16 protein-coding genes and 1 other RNA gene are annotated in these 16,766 nt (G+C 28.6%); 12 read left to right on the top strand and 5 right to left on the bottom strand.

The annotated features are described in order from the left end of the window. Window positions 1–2 precede the first annotated feature (2 nt). From tssC to CQA75_RS05885, 3 genes are all read right to left on the bottom strand, one after another. The gene (gene tssC / locus CQA75_RS05895) at window positions 3–1,457 is read right to left on the bottom strand and encodes a type VI secretion system contractile sheath large subunit (protein ID WP_137624105.1); all 1,455 of its coding nucleotides are present in this window, start codon (window positions 1,455–1,457) and stop codon (window positions 3–5) included. Window position 1,458: 1 nt separating this feature from the next. Next, entirely contained in the window at window positions 1,459–1,944 is a 486-nt protein-coding gene (tssB, locus tag CQA75_RS05890; RefSeq protein ID WP_137624104.1) for a type VI secretion system contractile sheath small subunit, read from the bottom strand. Between the two features lie 152 nt (window positions 1,945–2,096). Beyond that, window positions 2,097–3,269 carry a type VI secretion system domain-containing protein gene (locus tag CQA75_RS05885; protein ID WP_246023764.1) on the bottom strand — a complete coding sequence of 391 codons (1,173 nt, stop codon included), beginning with the start codon at window positions 3,267–3,269 and terminating at the stop codon, window positions 2,097–2,099. 124 nt (window positions 3,270–3,393) lie between these two features. Here CQA75_RS05885 and tssJ point away from each other — a divergent pair, with 124 nt between their 5' ends. The 5 genes from tssJ to CQA75_RS05860 all read left to right on the top strand — a co-directional run bounded on the left by tssJ (window position 3,394) and on the right by CQA75_RS05860 (window position 7,437). Continuing rightward, complete coding sequence (gene tssJ / locus CQA75_RS05880; RefSeq protein WP_137624103.1) at window positions 3,394–3,840, top strand: type VI secretion system lipoprotein TssJ; 447 nt, start codon at window positions 3,394–3,396, stop codon at window positions 3,838–3,840. Window positions 3,841–3,849: 9 nt separating this feature from the next. Beyond that, window positions 3,850–5,247 carry a type VI secretion system baseplate subunit TssK gene (gene tssK, locus CQA75_RS05875; protein ID WP_137624102.1) on the top strand — a complete coding sequence of 466 codons (1,398 nt, stop codon included), beginning with the start codon at window positions 3,850–3,852 and terminating at the stop codon, window positions 5,245–5,247. Further along, on the top strand, window positions 5,244–6,023 hold the full coding sequence (gene icmH / locus CQA75_RS05870; protein WP_137624101.1) for a type IVB secretion system protein IcmH/DotU: 780 nt from the start codon (window positions 5,244–5,246) through the stop codon (window positions 6,021–6,023). The genes tssK and icmH overlap by 4 nt, the downstream gene beginning before the upstream one ends. Before the next feature lie 53 nt (window positions 6,024–6,076). After that, window positions 6,077–6,736, top strand: coding sequence for a tRNA 2-selenouridine synthase (locus CQA75_RS09160; protein WP_246023762.1), 660 nt, complete (start codon window positions 6,077–6,079; stop codon window positions 6,734–6,736). A gap of 182 nt (window positions 6,737–6,918) precedes the next feature. Next, a complete protein-coding gene (locus tag CQA75_RS05860; RefSeq protein ID WP_137624100.1) occupies window positions 6,919–7,437 on the top strand; it encodes a hypothetical protein in 519 nt (172 codons plus the stop codon). A gap of 66 nt (window positions 7,438–7,503) precedes the next feature. On the opposite strand, the gene rnpB is transcribed toward CQA75_RS05860, so the two are convergent. Next, an RNA gene (gene rnpB / locus CQA75_RS05855) (RNase P RNA component class A) lies at window positions 7,504–7,827 on the bottom strand. A gap of 94 nt (window positions 7,828–7,921) precedes the next feature. Here rnpB and efp point away from each other — a divergent pair. The 7 genes from efp (at window position 7,922) to CQA75_RS05820 (ending at window position 15,255) form a co-directional block, all read left to right on the top strand. Beyond that, the gene (gene efp / locus CQA75_RS05850; RefSeq protein ID WP_137624099.1) at window positions 7,922–8,491 is read left to right on the top strand and encodes an elongation factor P; all 570 of its coding nucleotides are present in this window, start codon (window positions 7,922–7,924) and stop codon (window positions 8,489–8,491) included. A 97-nt stretch (window positions 8,492–8,588) separates the two neighbouring features. Next, window positions 8,589–9,278 carry a DUF969 domain-containing protein gene (locus CQA75_RS05845; protein WP_137624098.1) on the top strand — a complete coding sequence of 230 codons (690 nt, stop codon included), beginning with the start codon at window positions 8,589–8,591 and terminating at the stop codon, window positions 9,276–9,278. After that, window positions 9,265–10,218: a DUF979 domain-containing protein gene (locus CQA75_RS05840; protein WP_137624097.1), complete on the top strand. Its 954-nt coding sequence runs from the start codon at window positions 9,265–9,267 to the stop codon at window positions 10,216–10,218. The genes CQA75_RS05845 and CQA75_RS05840 overlap by 14 nt, the downstream gene beginning before the upstream one ends. A 9-nt stretch (window positions 10,219–10,227) precedes the next feature. Continuing rightward, window positions 10,228–11,232, top strand: a complete 1,005-nt coding sequence (locus CQA75_RS05835) for a DUF2891 domain-containing protein (RefSeq protein ID WP_137624096.1) — start codon at window positions 10,228–10,230, stop codon at window positions 11,230–11,232. Between the two features lie 148 nt (window positions 11,233–11,380). After that, window positions 11,381–12,316, top strand: coding sequence for an NAD(P)-binding domain-containing protein (locus CQA75_RS05830; protein ID WP_137624095.1), 936 nt, complete (start codon window positions 11,381–11,383; stop codon window positions 12,314–12,316). A gap of 183 nt (window positions 12,317–12,499) precedes the next feature. Then, entirely contained in the window at window positions 12,500–13,819 is a 1,320-nt protein-coding gene (locus CQA75_RS05825) for an MATE family efflux transporter (RefSeq protein WP_137624094.1), read from the top strand. A 65-nt stretch (window positions 13,820–13,884) separates the two neighbouring features. Continuing rightward, window positions 13,885–15,255, top strand: coding sequence for a replicative DNA helicase (locus tag CQA75_RS05820; protein ID WP_137624093.1), 1,371 nt, complete (start codon window positions 13,885–13,887; stop codon window positions 15,253–15,255). 41 nt (window positions 15,256–15,296) lie between these two features. On the opposite strand, the gene CQA75_RS05815 is transcribed toward CQA75_RS05820, so the two are convergent. After that, a complete protein-coding gene (locus tag CQA75_RS05815) occupies window positions 15,297–16,589 on the bottom strand; it encodes a hypothetical protein (protein WP_137624092.1) in 1,293 nt (430 codons plus the stop codon). Between the last annotated feature and the right edge of the window lie 177 nt (window positions 16,590–16,766).

The following is a 16,766-nucleotide window of genomic DNA, read 5'->3' as shown; positions in this document are numbered from 1 at the left end:
TATTATTCTTTATCTAGCTTCCCTACCAAAGAAAGCTCAAAATTACCACCCATATATTTAAAATGCGGTCTAACACTTAGTCCTATTTTATACCATCCTGGTTCTCCTGGTATATCATCAACTTTAACTTGTGCAGCCCTAAATGGACGACGACTTCTTACTTCAGAAGGCGGATTTTCTTGATCAGAAATATATTGTCTTATCCATTCATTAAGTCCGTTTTCGATATCACTTCTTTCTTTCCAACTTCCTATTTCTTCTCGTTGTAAAACTTTTAGATAATGTGCTAATCTTGAGATTAGAAAGATATATGGAAGTTGAGTTCCTAGTCTATAGTTTGTTTCAGCTTCTTTGCCCTCTGGTGTATTTTGAAATATTTTTGGCTTTAATGGAGAGTTTGCTGAAAAAAATGCCGCATTATTACTATCTCTTCTTAAAGTTAAAGTTATAAAGCCTGCTTCAGCAAGTTCGTATTCTCTTCTATCGGTAATTAAAACCTCTGTAGGTATTTTTGATTGCATAGTGCCAAAACTCTCATAAAGATAAGTAGGTAAGTCTTTTACAGAGCCTCCACTTTTTGGTCCTATGATATTGCCACACCATCTATATTTGGCAAAACTTTCTGTTAATCTTGTGCAAAAAGTATATGAGGAATTAGCCCACAATAAATGATTATGCGAAGCATGAACATTTTCTTTGTAATTAAAGCTTTTTATAGGATTTTCTTCTGGATCATAAGGACTTCTTGCTAAGAATCTTGTTACTAGCAAACCCGTATATTTAGAGTCTTCATTTTCCCTAAAAGTTCTCCATCTTGTATATTGCGGTCCTTCTAATAAACCTTGCAAATCTTGAATATTTGCAAGTTCAGAATAATCTTCAAGTCCAAAAAATTTTGGTCCAAAAGAAGTTAAAAAAGGAGAGTGACTCATAGCTGCAATACTAGCCATTTTATTTAAAAAAGTCATATCAGGACTTGCTGAACTAAGTTGATAATCTCCAATGATCGCCCCTACAGGCTCTCCTCCAAATTGCCCATACTCTGAAGAATATATATTTTTATAGACAACACTTTGTGTTATATCTGGATTATTTTCAAAATCCTCTAAAGCTTCTTCTTTTGTTATGTCAAATAAATTGATTTTTATATTTTCATTAAAATCAGTTCTTTCAACTAAAAATCTAAGTCCGCGCCATGTGGATTCGAGCTTTTGAAATTCTTCATTGTGTAAAATTTCATCCATTTGCATTGAAAGCAAGTCATCAATATGTGCTATCATCTCATCAAGTGCAAATTTATTAATTTTTTCTTCAGCATTATCGCTTTTAACAATCTCTGAAATAAATTCAGCAACACCTCTTTTAGCAATGCTATAACTTTCATCAGTTTTAGAATATTTGCTTTTTTCCATAATTTGTTCAATAATTGGAGTATCGACTATTTTAGTATTTGCCATTTTAATTTCCTTGCTCTTCTTGTTTAATTTCTAAAAGTAATTTCTCTTTAGTTTTTTCATTTTTCAATGCTTCTAAAACAGCTTTTCTAAAATCAGGGATATTGCCCATAGGTCCCTTTAGTGCCATCAACGCTTCTCTTAACTGCAATAACTTATTTAATTCAGGTATTTGTTTAGCTAAATTATCCGGTGAAAAATCCTTCATACTGGCAATATTAAGTTTAACATCAAGCTCTTCAGCTCCTGTACCAAGGGTATTTTTTACACTAAAGCTCGTTGATATATTAAGTTTTCTCATAACTTGATCGAAATTGATTTTGTTAATCTGCAAAATCTCTCTTTCTTCTAAAGGAGTTTCATTTTTTCCTTTTAAATTCGCCATTACCATTAATTTTAACGGTAATTCTACATCTTCGCTTTGTCCATTAGTTTTGGCTTTGTATGTAATATTAATACGTTCTTTTGGGGCATGAGATCCATCTGACATTGTTAAATCCTTATATTGAATAATAATTTTTTAAATTTAATTATTATATTAAAATTTGCTAAATTTAATCTTGTATCATTTAATTTTATTTTTTGCGTTTTCATATTCTTCAGCTAAATAGTCTTTTAATAAAGTTTTTTCCATTAATTCTACTAAATATATATATATAGAATTTTTGAGTTTTTTTTCATTCCTTTTGATTCAAAAATTTTTGCCATTTCTAACAAGGAGTTAATATTATTCATAATAGAATTGTTAAAATTCTCTTTATCGATATTTATTAAGATTTGTTCAAAATCTTGCGATATTTGTTCTTTATCGGTTTTTTTAATTGAAAATAAGCTTTTTTTATGTTCTTTTGCCCTGATAAAGTATTTATAAACTTCTTCTTTGCAAATAAAATCACCATTTTGAAAACGTAGAAGCTCAATGGTTTCAAATTTGGAAATAAAATCACTCGTTAATATCATAAGAATATCTAGTTGTTTATTTTTTTTCTTTTTTTCTAAAAAATGACAGAAAAGTTGTATACCTTCTATCCAAAAAGGATTTAAAATAAGCTCATGCATAAAACATTTAATGTGTTCTATATCATTTTTTTTATCAGAAAGCAATATACGGATTGCATCAGCATCGGGTTTTCTTATTTTAGTGATCTTTTCACTATTGCATTCTGGTAAGCATTTGATTTTTCCCCACATCGCTTGAGAAAATAAAGCATAAACACTAAGGTTATTTTCATCTTCATCTAAGAGTTCAAAAGCAAGTTTTTGATAAAAATTTTTGTATTCTCTTTCACTTAGGGAATTAATATTATCACTTTTAATATTTACAGATACTTGAGTTACGGGTGATTTTGGAAGCTGTGTTGGAGTTTGGACAATTTCAATTTTTGCAAAATTACAAGATAATAAAGTTTCAAATTCTGAAAATAAAGCAATAAATTGCTTGGTAATTTCAGGAGATATAAGTATTTCTGTTTTATTATATTCTTGAATAAAATTTTGGATTAAATTTTGGATTTTTCGTTTTTGAGTTAGTATATAGTCATTATTTTCATCCATAAGTTTTTTTAAGTGTTGAAAAAGAAGTAAAAGCTTTTCAAAGCATTCTTGATTATTTAGATTAAAACATGATAAAAGAAAATAGTTGCAAATTTTAAATTCTAAAGAATGCTGTATTAATATAAATTGGGAATATTGATAAACTTTATCCCAAGAAATATTTTCATGGTTTAAAGTTTTATATTTTGACATTTCATCTTCAAGTAATTGAAATTCCTGTAGTTCTTCTAAATTATTTTTTGATTGATTACAAAAAGACATTATAATTCCTCCAAAAATTTATCTCATTATAATTAAATTTTAAAAAATATTATGTTAATTTTTTACAAAATTTTACTTTAGAATTAGTTAAAATTATATATTTCAAAAAAAGGATATTAGTTTAATGTTTTATAAAAAAAGCTTATTTTTTTTATTGCCATTACTTTTTTGCGCTTGTTCAAGTGTTGTTAGTATTAAAATAAACAATAAAGAAAATTCTAATCTCAATAAAAGAAATGATGATGTTCCAGTTACAGTTATTGTATATCAACTTAAGGATATTAAAAAATTTGAAGAAGCAAGCGATATAGATTTGGCTACTAGAGAAGATGGTGTGTTAGGAAAAGATAAACTTGATTCCATTAAAACACAAATTGCACCTAAAGATAATATTATCGCAATCAAAGTGGATAATGGAGAAGTTCCTTATGTTGGAGTCCTTGTTTTATTTGCAAATAATACAAAAAAGGTAACAAAAATATGGGCAAAAACTAAAGATGCAAATGGGTTTGGAAGTGGTAAGTATTTAAAATTTGAAATATCTAAAAAGGGTATTAAAAGAATTGAGTAGGAAATATATATGGCAAATAAATTAAAAGTTGCTTGGTTTGATGGACTTAATATTGGACAAACCCATTTTGAGCAACAAGAAAGATTTTTTAGTAGAAATATTGATCTTAAAACTATAAATATATGTAGTAATTTATATGGAATAATAGATTTAGAATTTTCCCAGGAAATGTTATTGCAAGGAAAAATTGCACTTTCTAAAATTTCAGGCATTGCACAAGATGGAAGTATTTTTAATGCACCCGAGCAAGATTTACTGCCTGAACCTATTGAAATTAACTATGAATCTTTGATTGATTCGGTTGTAGTATTGAAAATTCCAATCGGAGTTACGGATATTGCTGATTTATCTTTAAGAAACACTTTTCCAAATTCAAAGTATATATGTCTTAGAAATAGCATTGCTTTAAGAAATTATGATGATTCAAAATCTAATGCAATGGATAAAATTGAAGACGAATATGAACTTGAAAATTTAACTTTTACCCAAGAAAAAAAAGATTTGCTTCTTGCAAGTTTAAGATTAAAACTTGGTATTTTAGGCAATTCAACTCCAGACGAACTTGAATTGCCAATCGCAAAAATTAAAAATATTGATATTAATAAAAAAATAGAGTTGGAAAGTGATTTTATACCTACTTGTTTAAATATTAGCAAAATACCTACTATAAGATCTTTTTTAGAAGAAATTATTTTTTCAATTAATCAGCACAAAAAAGTTTTATCTAATATTTTTAAAGGCATAGATCAAACAAAAAATACATTAGATTTTAGCACTTTTTTATCTCTTAATCTTTTAAAAAAATGGTATTTGATATTTTCACATCTATCAAAAAAAGATAAAATACACCCTGAATTTTTATATGAAAAATTTTTAGAATTTCAAGGAGAACTTGCGGCTTTTAGTAATGAAGAATCTTTTTTAGATTTTATTCCATATAAGCATGATAATCTTTATGGTACCTTTTTAAATATGATGAATAATTTAAGATTATTATTTTCTAAAATCACAAGTCCTAAATATTTTATAGCCAAAACCAGTATTAATGGTAATGGTTTTTATGATTTTATTTTTGATAATCCAGGTGTTTTAGAAGATGCTGAAATTTATTTCGCAATTCGTGCAGATTCAACTATAGAATATTTACTTAGTAATTTTAAAACTCAAAGTAAAATACATACTCAAAGTAAAATTAAAAATATAGTCGCAACCCAACTTGAAGGTTTGAATGTGGATCAAGTGCCTAATATTCCTTCTAGTATTCCTTATTTAAACGGTTATGTTTATTATAAAATAGATAAAAGAGACCCATTATTTAAGGATTTTAAAAATGAAAATGTTATCAGCATTTATTTAACTAATAATATCAAAAATCCTGATATCATAATGTGGGCGGTATTTCAATGAATGAAATAATTAACAATGAAGAAAAAAAGGCATTAAGCTTACTTCTTGATTCAAATTTTGATGGTTTAAAAAATAATAAAATTGTAGATTATTCCTTAGAATTGCTTTTGCTCTCTTATAGACTTTCAAAGATCACTTCTATAGATACAAATAATATTAATCAACTTAGGGAAACATTGATTAATAAAATTTTAGACATAACTTCAAAACTAAGTATGTGTAAAGAATATGATGAAAAAGAAATTATTAAATTTAAATATTGTCTTTGTGTTTTTATAGATGAAAGTTTAATGAAAAATGAACTTTTTATTGATTTTTGGGCTCACAATACTTTAACCGTTAGACTATTTGATGAAACTTTGGGCGGTAATAATTTTTATGATATCGCATCTTCGTGGATTAATAATCCTTTTAAATTTAAAGATTTTTTGGAATTTATTTATGTTTGCTTAATTCTTGGATATAAGGGAAAATACAATGAAGCCAAAGATAGAGATGAAAAAATAATTCATTTTTGTGATAATATTGCTGCATCATTAAGGCCAGTTTATAAAGTAGAAGAGGAGTTAGCTTTTAATAAAGCATATAAGATCAGTTTAAAAGAAAATTTTTGGCAGAAATTTATAAGATTATATTTTAAAAAAATTATTATTATTATACCAATGTTAATTATATTGGGAGTATTTGGTTATACAATTTTTAATTTAGAAACTAATAATCTTAAAGTGGATAATAATATATCTGTATTGATAAAAAAACTAATGCCTATAGAGTAAATAAAATTATAGTTTTTAATTATATAAGTTGTGAAATAAACCAAGGATTATAAATGAAAATCATTTTGGCAATTTTAGCTTTAGTATTTTTAAACTCTTGTGCTTTAATAAAAAGCAAAGAAGAAAAAGAATTAGAAATTCTTTCAAAAAATTATGGTGGACTTTATATTTTTGATAGAAAAGCAAGGGAACAGATATTGCAAATAGAGAAGAAAAGAAGTGAATTAGGAGATAATGATAAATTTAGAACTAAAAAACAATTAAAATCAGGGCAAATAATTTACTATGTAGATTCTGAGGCCATTGACAAATTATTACCTCAAGTCCTTTCTAATGGTTGTAGATATTTTCTTTCTGTTAATAGTGCCTCATATAAAATAGGTGAATCTAATTTCAATTTCAAAGACAAACCCGAATTTGCTTATTATGAAGATAAACTTAAAGAATACATGGGAGAAGAAAACTATAAAAAAGTAAGACCTTATTTACTTCTTAGAAGTTATTATGTATGTAAGGGTAAAAAATATCCTGTTGTTTTTTCTACTAGATTTATGTATATTGAAACAAATTATGGTTTATTTGGAGATGAAGCAATAGGATTTAGCTTTACAAGCCTAAGTCACAAAGGTGTTGGAGTTGGATCTTCTTTGCATTATTTTATAAATGGTAAATTTGTAAAAAGTGATGAGAAGTATGAAGGGGAAGAATATTAATGACTTCTAAAGAACTTATCTCAGAAATCAAAGATTATGCTAAGTATTTAAAAATATTTTTAAACTAAATTTTATATCAAGAGAAATATACAAAAAAGAGTCTTCAATAATAAAGAAAAACCAAACAACGATAATTTAAAAAAACATTTTTTTATAACAAACTTTTTGATACAGGAGTTTAAATGCTATTTGCTATTTTTTTGGGATTGTTTGTTGGCATTTTGTTCTTTGGAGGCTATTTGATAGGATTTTATATTTATTCTTTTACTATTTTAGCTATCTTTGCTTTATTAAATTATTTCATAAGAATTAATATAAAAGAATTTGTAAAATCTTATTTTTTAACATTTTTTATTATTTTTCTTATTACTATCATCATAGGATTTTATATAACTTACGGTGTTGATAATGTGGAACATTTTGTGCCTTTCATGAACTCTCCAGAAGTTGAGAAACTTTCATTAGATGGGTATCGTATATATATTTACATGGATTTTTTATCTTGTTTAATCTTTGTTTTGGTATTTTTAACGCTTTTCATAATCTTATGTTTATTACAAGCTTATTTTTTTAAATGCTATAGCACAGGAGAAAAACGTAAAAAAATAAGTTGGTTTATAGGGTTTATTTGCAATATATCACTTATTGCTTCATGTATTGCTATCATATTTGAAGATATTAACATGAAAAAACTATTTTAAAAATTTATACTAGATTTTAAACTTTATGGCAAAGATTTTATTAAGATTAATTTTTTAAAAGATAAAAATAAAAGCATAGCGATAAGCCGAGTTCTGTCTAGAATGCTCATTTATCTAGTTTTGTTTTTGCAAACAAAATCAAGCGAAGGGTTAAAATAAAGACTAAAACCATCCCTTCTTGCTGCACATTGGGTTTACATAGCCGAAATTGTTACCAAAATCGCTGGTGGGCTCTTACTCCACCGTTTCACCTTTTCCATAAAAATATGGTAGTTTGCTTTCTGTTGCACTGTCCCTTAGGTTTCCCTAGCCATCCGTTAGATGGAATGTTTGTCTTTTGCAGCTCGGACTTTCCTCTTCTTAAGTAGAAGCGAGCATTTGCTATGCTTTGCTCCGAATTTTAACGCAAAAATACTTAAATTTAATTGCGATATCAAACATTTTTTGCTAAAATTATATTTTATTTTAATATAAAAGGAATGTTATGGCATCTTATTCAATGGGTGATTTAAAAAAGGGATTAAAAATAGAAATTGATGGAATTCCTTTTAAAATAGTAGAATATCAACATGTAAAACCAGGAAAAGGTCCTGCTTTTGTTCGTATTAAAATTAAATCTTTTATTGATGGAAAAGTTCTTGAAAAAACTTTTCACGCTGGAGATAAATGTGAGGCTCCAAATTTAGAAGATAAAACCATGCAGTATCTTTATGATGATGGAGAAAATTGTCAATTTATGGATACAGAAACTTATGAACAAGTTGCAATTAGCGATGAGGATGTAGGCGAAGCTAAAAAATGGATGCTTGATGGTATGATGGTAAATGTTCTTTTTCATAATGGTAAAGCTATCGGCGTAGAAGTGCCTCAAGTAGTTGAACTTAAAATCGTAGAAACCGCTCCTAACTTTAAAGGAGATACTCAAGGTTCAAATAAAAAACCTGCTACACTTGAAACAGGGGCTGTAGTGCAAATTCCTTTTCATGTTTTAGAAGGTGAAGTGATTCGTGTAGATACAGTTCGTGGTGAATATATAGAAAAAGCAAATAAATAATTTTTTTAAGGTGTCATCTATAAAGACACCTTAAAATACCTGCCCAAAAATTTAACTTTCCTTTTATTTTCTTAATTTCTATATTTGGAGAAAAATAATGGATTGGTTATTACTTGCTTCTATTCCTTTGATTATTTTGGGTTTTGCGATAAAGATAAATCCTTTTTTGGTTGTTACTTTTGTAGGAATTTATGCAGGAATTGTGGCCAAATTTGATTTTGTAAAAATCATTAGCGATATAGGCCATTCTTTTGTAAATAATCGTTATGTGGCAATTATTTGGTTAATATTGCCTTTATTGGCTGTTTTAGAACACAAAGGCTTAAAAGAACAAGCAAAAAATTTGATTTCAAAAATCAAAGGTGCTAGCACAGGAAAAATACTGATGGGATATTTTATTTTTAGACAAATCACTGCAGCGCTTGGATTGTTATCGTTAGGCGGACATGCACAGATGATAAAGCCTTTAATAGCACCTATGGCTGAAGCGGCTGCGAAACTTAAATTTAAAAATCTCACTCGCAAAGATAGCCAAAAAATCAAAGCTTATTCAGCCGCTACTGATAATGTCGCCGTCTTTTTTGGAGAAGATATTTTTATAGCTGTGCATTCTATTTTATTTATACAAGCTTTTTTTGCAAGTAATAATATTTCAGTTAGTCCTGTTGATCTGTCTATTTGGGCTATACCGAGTGGAATTTTAGCTCTCATTATTCATTGTTTTAGATTGTATTTACTTGATAAAAGATTAAAGAAAACGTATGGAGTAGGTAATGATCACTCTTGATTTATTGTATTATATAGTAGGATTTTTATTTTTAATTTTTGGAATTCTTAATTTTTTAAATCAAAAAAAGACACTAAGGGCTAGATTAAGCGGTGGGGTGTTTTGGACAAGTTATAGTGCAACTTTCTTACTTGCAAATGTCTTGTCTGATTTTATTATAGGTTGTATTGTTATTTTACTTGCCATAATTGCAGGATTAAATTGGTTAAAACCTGAAAAAATTGAAGTAACAGCCAAAGAAAAAGAATACGAAATTCAAAGCGCTCAAATTTACAAACACAAGCTTTTTATTCCTGCTTTATTGGTTCCTCTTATAACTCTTGCAGGAACTTTTTTACTTCCTTATTGTAGTTTTTTTGAGGCTAAAAACGCTACTTTAATTTCCTTAATTTTAGCTATTGTATTTTCTTTTATTTTGGCGTGTTTTATGTTTAAAGCCTCTGCTAAAAAGGCGATAAAAGATGCAACGCATACTATGGATAATATAAGCTGGGCTGCTTTATTGCCTCAAATTTTAGCAACCCTTGGAGTTATTTTTGTTTCCACTGGGATGGGTAACGAGGTTGAAAAGTTATTGTCAAATTACATTTCTTTAAACAATAGTTTTATGGCAGTAGCGGTTTATTGTATCTGTATGGCTCTTTTGACTATGATTATGGGAAATGCTTTTGCTGCCTTTCCTGTGATCAGTGCTGCTATTGCTTTGCCTGTTTTGATTTCAAATATGCATGCTAATCCTGCTATAGTCGGAGCCATAGGTATGCTTAGCGGGTTTTGCGGAACTTTAATGACGCCTATGGCAGCTAATTTCAATACCGTTCCAGCTGTGCTTTTGGAGCTAGATAGTAAAAATGGAGTTATCAGGGCACAATTTTTATCGGGATTGCTTTTATTAGTGGCTAATATTTTTTTAATGTACTTTTTAGCTTTTAATTTTTAAGGAGAAAATATGGAAGAATTTATTAAACAGTTTAGCGCTATAGCTTTGGAAAATATTTTTAAAGAGTTACCAAACAAAATAACTCATTCTTTTAACGATCTTGATGATGTAAAAATTCCTAAGCAAATGTATCCTATATTTTATGGATCTTATGATTGGCATTCTAGTGTGCATTCTCATTGGCTTTTGGTTAAAATTTTAAGAAATTTTGCTAATTTTGCTCCCGTTGATGAAATTACTAAGGCTTTAAATTCTCAATTTAGCAAAGAAAAGGCAGAAGGTGAATTAAAATATTTAGAAAATCCAGCCCATAAAGGCTTTGAAAGACCTTATGGATGGGGATGGTTTTTAAAATTAGCCCTAGAGCTTAATTTATTAGCTAAAGAAAATCAAGATGCGAAAATATGGGCTGAAAATTTAGATAAAATTGCAGATTTTTTTGTAAAAGAATTTAAAGAATTTTTACCTAAAATGGATTACCCAATCCGCGTAGGAACGCATTTTAATAGCTCTTTTGCCTTATATTTTGCTTTAGAATTTGCAAGATTTAAAAATGATCAAGAACTAGAACAATGCATTATACAAAGTGCTAGAAGATGGTTTTTAAATGATGAAAATATGCAAACTTTAGAACCTTGTGGAGATGAGTTTTTATCACCGGTTTTAATGGAGGCTGTGCTTTTGAGTGCTGTTTTGCCTGAAGATGAATTTAAAATCTTCTTTAAAAAATATTTACCAAAATTAAATGAAAAAAAACCAGAAACCTTATTTAATCCTGTAAGAGTTAGCGATAGAACTGATGGGAAAATTGCACATTTGGATGGGCTTAACTTAAGCCGTTCTTGGTGTTTAAAAATCTTATCTAATTTTTGCGATGAAGACTTAAAAAATATTTTAAGAAAAAATGCCACAGATCATTTTAATGAAGCCATAGCACATATAGAGGAGGATTATTTGGGGTCTCATTGGCTTGGAAGCTTTGCTTTACTTGCTTTAGATGTCAAATTAAAATAATATTTTTTTAAGAAAATATTTTACTTGGGAAAATTCTAAACAAAAAGTAAAATATTTTTTAAATAATGATGATTTTTATTGTATTTTTATTTTTTTATTTAAAAAAAATTGATACATTATGTTAAAAATAAATATTAAAGGGTAAAAGATGAAAAAAATAGACTTAATTGTTATTGGTGCGGGGCCGACTGGCATAGCATGTGCAGTTGAGGCAAAATTAAAAAATAAAGAAGTTTTGATTTTAGAAAAAACAAACAATATTTGTCAAACTTTGGTGCAATTTTACAAAGAAGGTAAAAGGGTAGATAAAGTTTATAAGGGATGTGAAGGTACAAATTATGGAAATATCCCTTTTGAGGATGGCACAAAAGAAAGCACGATAGAAATGTTTGAAAATATTTTAAAACAATACAATATAGAAGTTGAATTTGGTTCAGAAGTTGAAAGTGTAAAACAGGAAAATAATCTTTTTTTAGTAAGCACGGCTAAAGAAACTTATGAATGCAAAAATATCATTGTAGCAATTGGTAGAATGGGAAAACCAAACAAGCCAGATTATAAACTCCCTATGACTTTAACTAAAATTATTAATTTTAATGCAAATTCAGTTTTGGGAAATGAAAAAATTCTTGTTATAGGTGGAGGAAATTCTGCCGCTGAATACGCTGTAGATCTAGCAAAAACAAATAATGTAAGTCTTTGCTATCGTAAAAAAGAATTTACAAGATTGAATGATATCAACCTTAAAGACATAACTGAAGCTGGAAATAGCGGAAAAGTCAATTTAAAACTTGGTATTGATATCGAAGCCGTTGAGGATGAAAATGGTAAAGCTAAAGTTAATTTCAATGACTCAACAAGCGAAATTTACGATAGAATTATTTATGCTATTGGCGGATCAACTCCGGTGGATTTTTTACAAAAATGCGGTATTGAAGTTGATGATAAAGGTATTCCTTTGATGGATGAAAATAAAGAAAGTAATGTTAAAGGAATATTTGTAGCAGGAGATATTGCAACAAAAAATGGAGCAAGTATTATCACAGGACTTAATGATGCTGCAAAAATTCTTTCTATTTTATAAAATTTAGCCTTTATAGGCTAAATTTTTAAGAAATTTTCTAGAAATTACTATGCAAAATAAAACTAAAATCAATAAACTTGCAACTAAAATTTTCTATTTAAATTCTTACATGTTAGGAGTTTTGGCATTTTATTAGCGTCTTTGAAAATATTTTTTTATTGAAAAATTTTTTAAGGATAAGTAATGTCAAATATTTTTAGCACTTTAAACCCTTTTAAACTTTTTATAAAGTGTGCCTTGCCTAATATGATCAGCATGGCTTTTATTTCACTTTATTATATTGTTGATGGAATTTTTGTGGGCAGATATTTAGGCAGTGATGCTTTAGCAGCTTTAGCCTTGATCATGCCTTTTATTATGATGTCTTTTGCACTATCTGACACTATTGCGATAGGATCTTCGGTGCAAATCGCGATGAAATTAGGACTTGGTAAGAAAAAATTGGCTGAAAAAATTTTTAGCTCTAGCTTGGTGATTATCTTTTTCTTTTCTTGTTTGGTTGGAATTTTAGAATATCTTTTAGCACCTATTTTGATTGATTTTTTAAATGTTAGCTTAGAGATTAAAGCCATGGCGAAAGAATGTATGATGGTTTTTGCTTTATTTGCACCCATCACTATGCTTTCTTTTGCTTTGGATAATTATTTACGAATTTGTGGCAAAACCACTTATAGTATGATCATTAATATTATCATTGCTCTAAGTAATATTTTATTTGATTATATTTTTATAGTTATTTTAGGTTGGGGATTGTTTTCAGCTGCTCTTGCGACTTGTTTGGGTTTGACCTTGGGTGGAATTTTTGGAATTTTCCCTTTTTTATTTCAAAATTTAGAGCTTAGATTTTCTTTTCCTTATATAAATTTTAAAATTTTTAAAAATATTCTTTATAATGGCAGCAGTGAATTTTTTAACAATGTTTCGGGCTCTTTATATGGTGTTTTTGCAAATTTTGTTTTGCTTAAAATAGCTGATGTTAAAGCTGTGGCTGGATTTTCTATTATAGTTTATATTGATACTTTTATCATGATGCTTATTATTGCTATGGCAGATGCCATGCAACCGGCTTTAAGCTATAATTACGCTAAAAAAGATTTTCATCGTATTAAATCTTTTTTAAAAATTATATTTTTATCTGGATTTGTTTTTTCGATTTTTGTTTTATTTTTTATCTATGTATTAGGTGAAAATTTAATAGGATTTTTTATAAAAGATCATGATCAAGATTTTTTAAATTTTGTTTATTTAGCCTTGATTCTTTTTTCTTTAAATTATATTTTTGCTTGGTTTAATGTATTGAGTAATTCTTTTTTAACGGCTTTTAATAAACCTAGTTTTTCTTTGATTTTAAGCTTAAGTCAAAATTTATTCGTTCCTTTATTTTTCCTTTTCCTTTTGTCCTATTTTATTGGCTTAAAAGGAGTTTGGCTTACTCCTTTGTTTGCGGAATTTTGTGTAGTAATTTTGGCTGTTGTTTTATTGAAAAAAAGTTTCAATATATAAAAATAAATTCGCTTTTTAAGCTCTTTTTGCTAGAATTTTAAAAAAGAGTTTTATAAGGAAAAAAATTGCAAGAACATTTTGATTTGGATCTAGAACGTGCGATTTTAAGCAGTTGCATTATGAGTGAAGATGCTTATTCAAGCATAGCAGGAGATATTGAACCTAAAGATTTTAGTCTTAAGGCTCATCAAGATATCTTTAAGGCTATTATTGCTTGTGCAAATTCTGGAGAACCTATATCTATAAGTTTTTTAAAGAAACACAAAAAACTAGACGAGCAAATTTTAAATGAAGTTATAGCTACGCCTTCAATGATTGATTTAGCTGCTTATGTTAATGAACTTCGTGAAAAATCCATCAAAAGACAGCTTTTAAGTTTTGCACATCTTCTGCCAACTCGCATCAATGAAAATCGTGCTGTAAGTGAAATTTCAGATGAAATAAGTAAAGAAATTTTTAACTTAACTAATCGTATCAATACAAACGATATTAAGGGTATAGAACTCGTTTTAGAGGAGCTTATAGAGGAATTTAAAAAGCAAAAAACTCTTGAAAATAAAACCGTTATAGGTTTAGATACTGGTTTTGAAGATCTAAATCATATGACTAAAGGTTTTAAAGATGGTGAACTTATTATCATTGCTGCACGTCCTGGTATGGGAAAAACAACCCTATGTTTAAATTTTATCGATCAAGTTTTAAAACAAGATCAAGGCGTGGTTATGTTTTCTTTGGAAATGCCTGCAACTCAAATCATGCAAAGACTTTTATCGGCAAAAACTTCAATTCCTTTGCAAAAAATTCTCACTGCCGATCTTAATGATGATGAGTGGGAAAGAATAGGGGATGCTTGCAATTTGTATTCTAAGAAAAAGCTTTTTATATATGATAGTGGCTATGCTACAATAACAGATGTTAGGGCTATTTTAAGACGTCTAAAAGCACAAGAGGAAAGCATAAAACTTTGCGTGATTGATTATATCGGACTTATGATGAGTAATTCAAATTTTAACGATAGACATTTACAAGTGAGTGAAATTTCAAGAGGGCTTAAGCTTTTAGCTAGGGAATTAAATATGCCTATCATTGCACTTTCTCAATTAAACCGCTCTTTAGAACAACGTGCCAATAAACGTCCGATGATGAGTGATTTGCGTGAGAGTGGGGCGATAGAACAAGATGCAGATACAATTTTATTTGTTTATAGAGATGAAGTTTATCGAGAACAAGAGGAAAAAGAACGAGAAAATAAAGCTAAAGCAGAAGGTAAAGAATACAAAAGTACTTTTATACGCAATCCTATGCAGGAAAATGCTGAAATTTTAGTCGGTAAAAATAGAAATGGTCCAGTTGGAACCATCGAGGTTTTATTTTTAAAAGAAAAATCATGTTTTACAGATAAACCCAAATTTGAAAGCACAGAATTTCAAGGATAAATAAAAATTTAATCATAATATATTTTTTCAGCTTTTATGTGCTATTCTTTAATCCCATGTTCTTTAGCATAAGCTCTTATCTTAGCTCTAAGTTCTTCTGGAAAATTATAACGATTAATAGCAGGGATTCTTGGATCAAGGAGTTTATCAAGCTTATGTCTTTTATAATACCATTCTAGGTTTTCAGGGGTAAAATAATAAGGGGCATTAGGATAACCTTGAGGAGGGGTTAGGGCTGCTAGTTTGGCAGTTAAAATCATAGAGTCTATTTTTAATTGCGCTCTTTCTTCACTCCAATCATTTGGGATATCATAACCATAAGCATTTACCATGCCATTATAATATCCTCCCCTATAATGATCAAATTTCCTTCTGCTTTCATAAGTAGAATCTATATCTCTTGGATCTTTTATTTTACCCTCAACCACATCACTTCTTAAGGCTTTATATATATCTCCAAATTCATCGCGAGCAATTCTATACTTGTTATAATCAATGATCCAATCCACTCCCATAATCTCATCTATAAAAGGAAGCATACCAAATTCATCAGGCTTTAAAGTCTTAGCCAAAGTTTTAATTTCTTGTTCTCTTAAAGCATTTCTATGCACTCCTACTAAACCACTGCCTACTGCAATATCTGCATAACCATAAATCGCACCTAATAAATTAGGTTTATCCAGTATGCTACTTCCTCCACTTAGTTGTATATAAAGTATGGTTGCTTGAATAAATCTTGCATTAAAACCATTTTGAGACATATCATTGGCTAGATATTTATAATCACCCAATATACCTGCTGCCATACCCCATTCATTGTGAAATAAACTTGATCTTAAACTATTTTTATTATCATCTACTTTTCTATACAATTCTTCATATTTAGGATCTACATTTCCTTTTTCATCCACAGCTCCTATAGCATCATAAGGTATATCTATAACAACACTTCTTATACCACTTCTAATCACTAAATATTTATATCTTTCTTTTTTAGTTTTTAGTGAATTATAATAAGCTTTTTCTGCTTTAGTCCAAGGAGCAATAGCTCCTTTAATAGGATCTTTTAAATAAATCTTTTGCCAATCTTTAAATTCAAGCAAAGTAGATCTCTCTCCTGTATGAAATTCAGGATCTAGGTATTGAGGTTGATAGTTGATATAGGGGGAATTTTGTTTAATGTTATGAGCTTCAAAAAGGGCTTTGGAATATTCTTGGGTGTATTTGCCTACTTCACGCCCATCCTCTCTTTCATCAAATATAATTTGATTTGTATTTTTATCAACTTCTATTATCAACCCGTTAGAAGTATAAATCTCGTAAGTTTCACTCATTTTCTATCCTTTCATCCTATATATAAACCATTTTCCATGATTATGGTGGTGGCTAATCTGCCTATGAAATTCATTTACTCTTTAATACCATGTTCTTTAGCATAAGCTCTTATCTTAGCTCTAAGTTCTTCTGGAAAATTATAACGATTAATAGCGGGGATTCTAGGATCAAGGAGT

This window comes from Campylobacter taeniopygiae, from assembly GCF_005406225.1.
Taxonomy (GTDB): Bacteria; Campylobacterota; Campylobacteria; order Campylobacterales; family Campylobacteraceae; genus Campylobacter_D; species Campylobacter_D taeniopygiae.
This window is presented reverse-complemented; position numbering and strand designations above follow the sequence as displayed.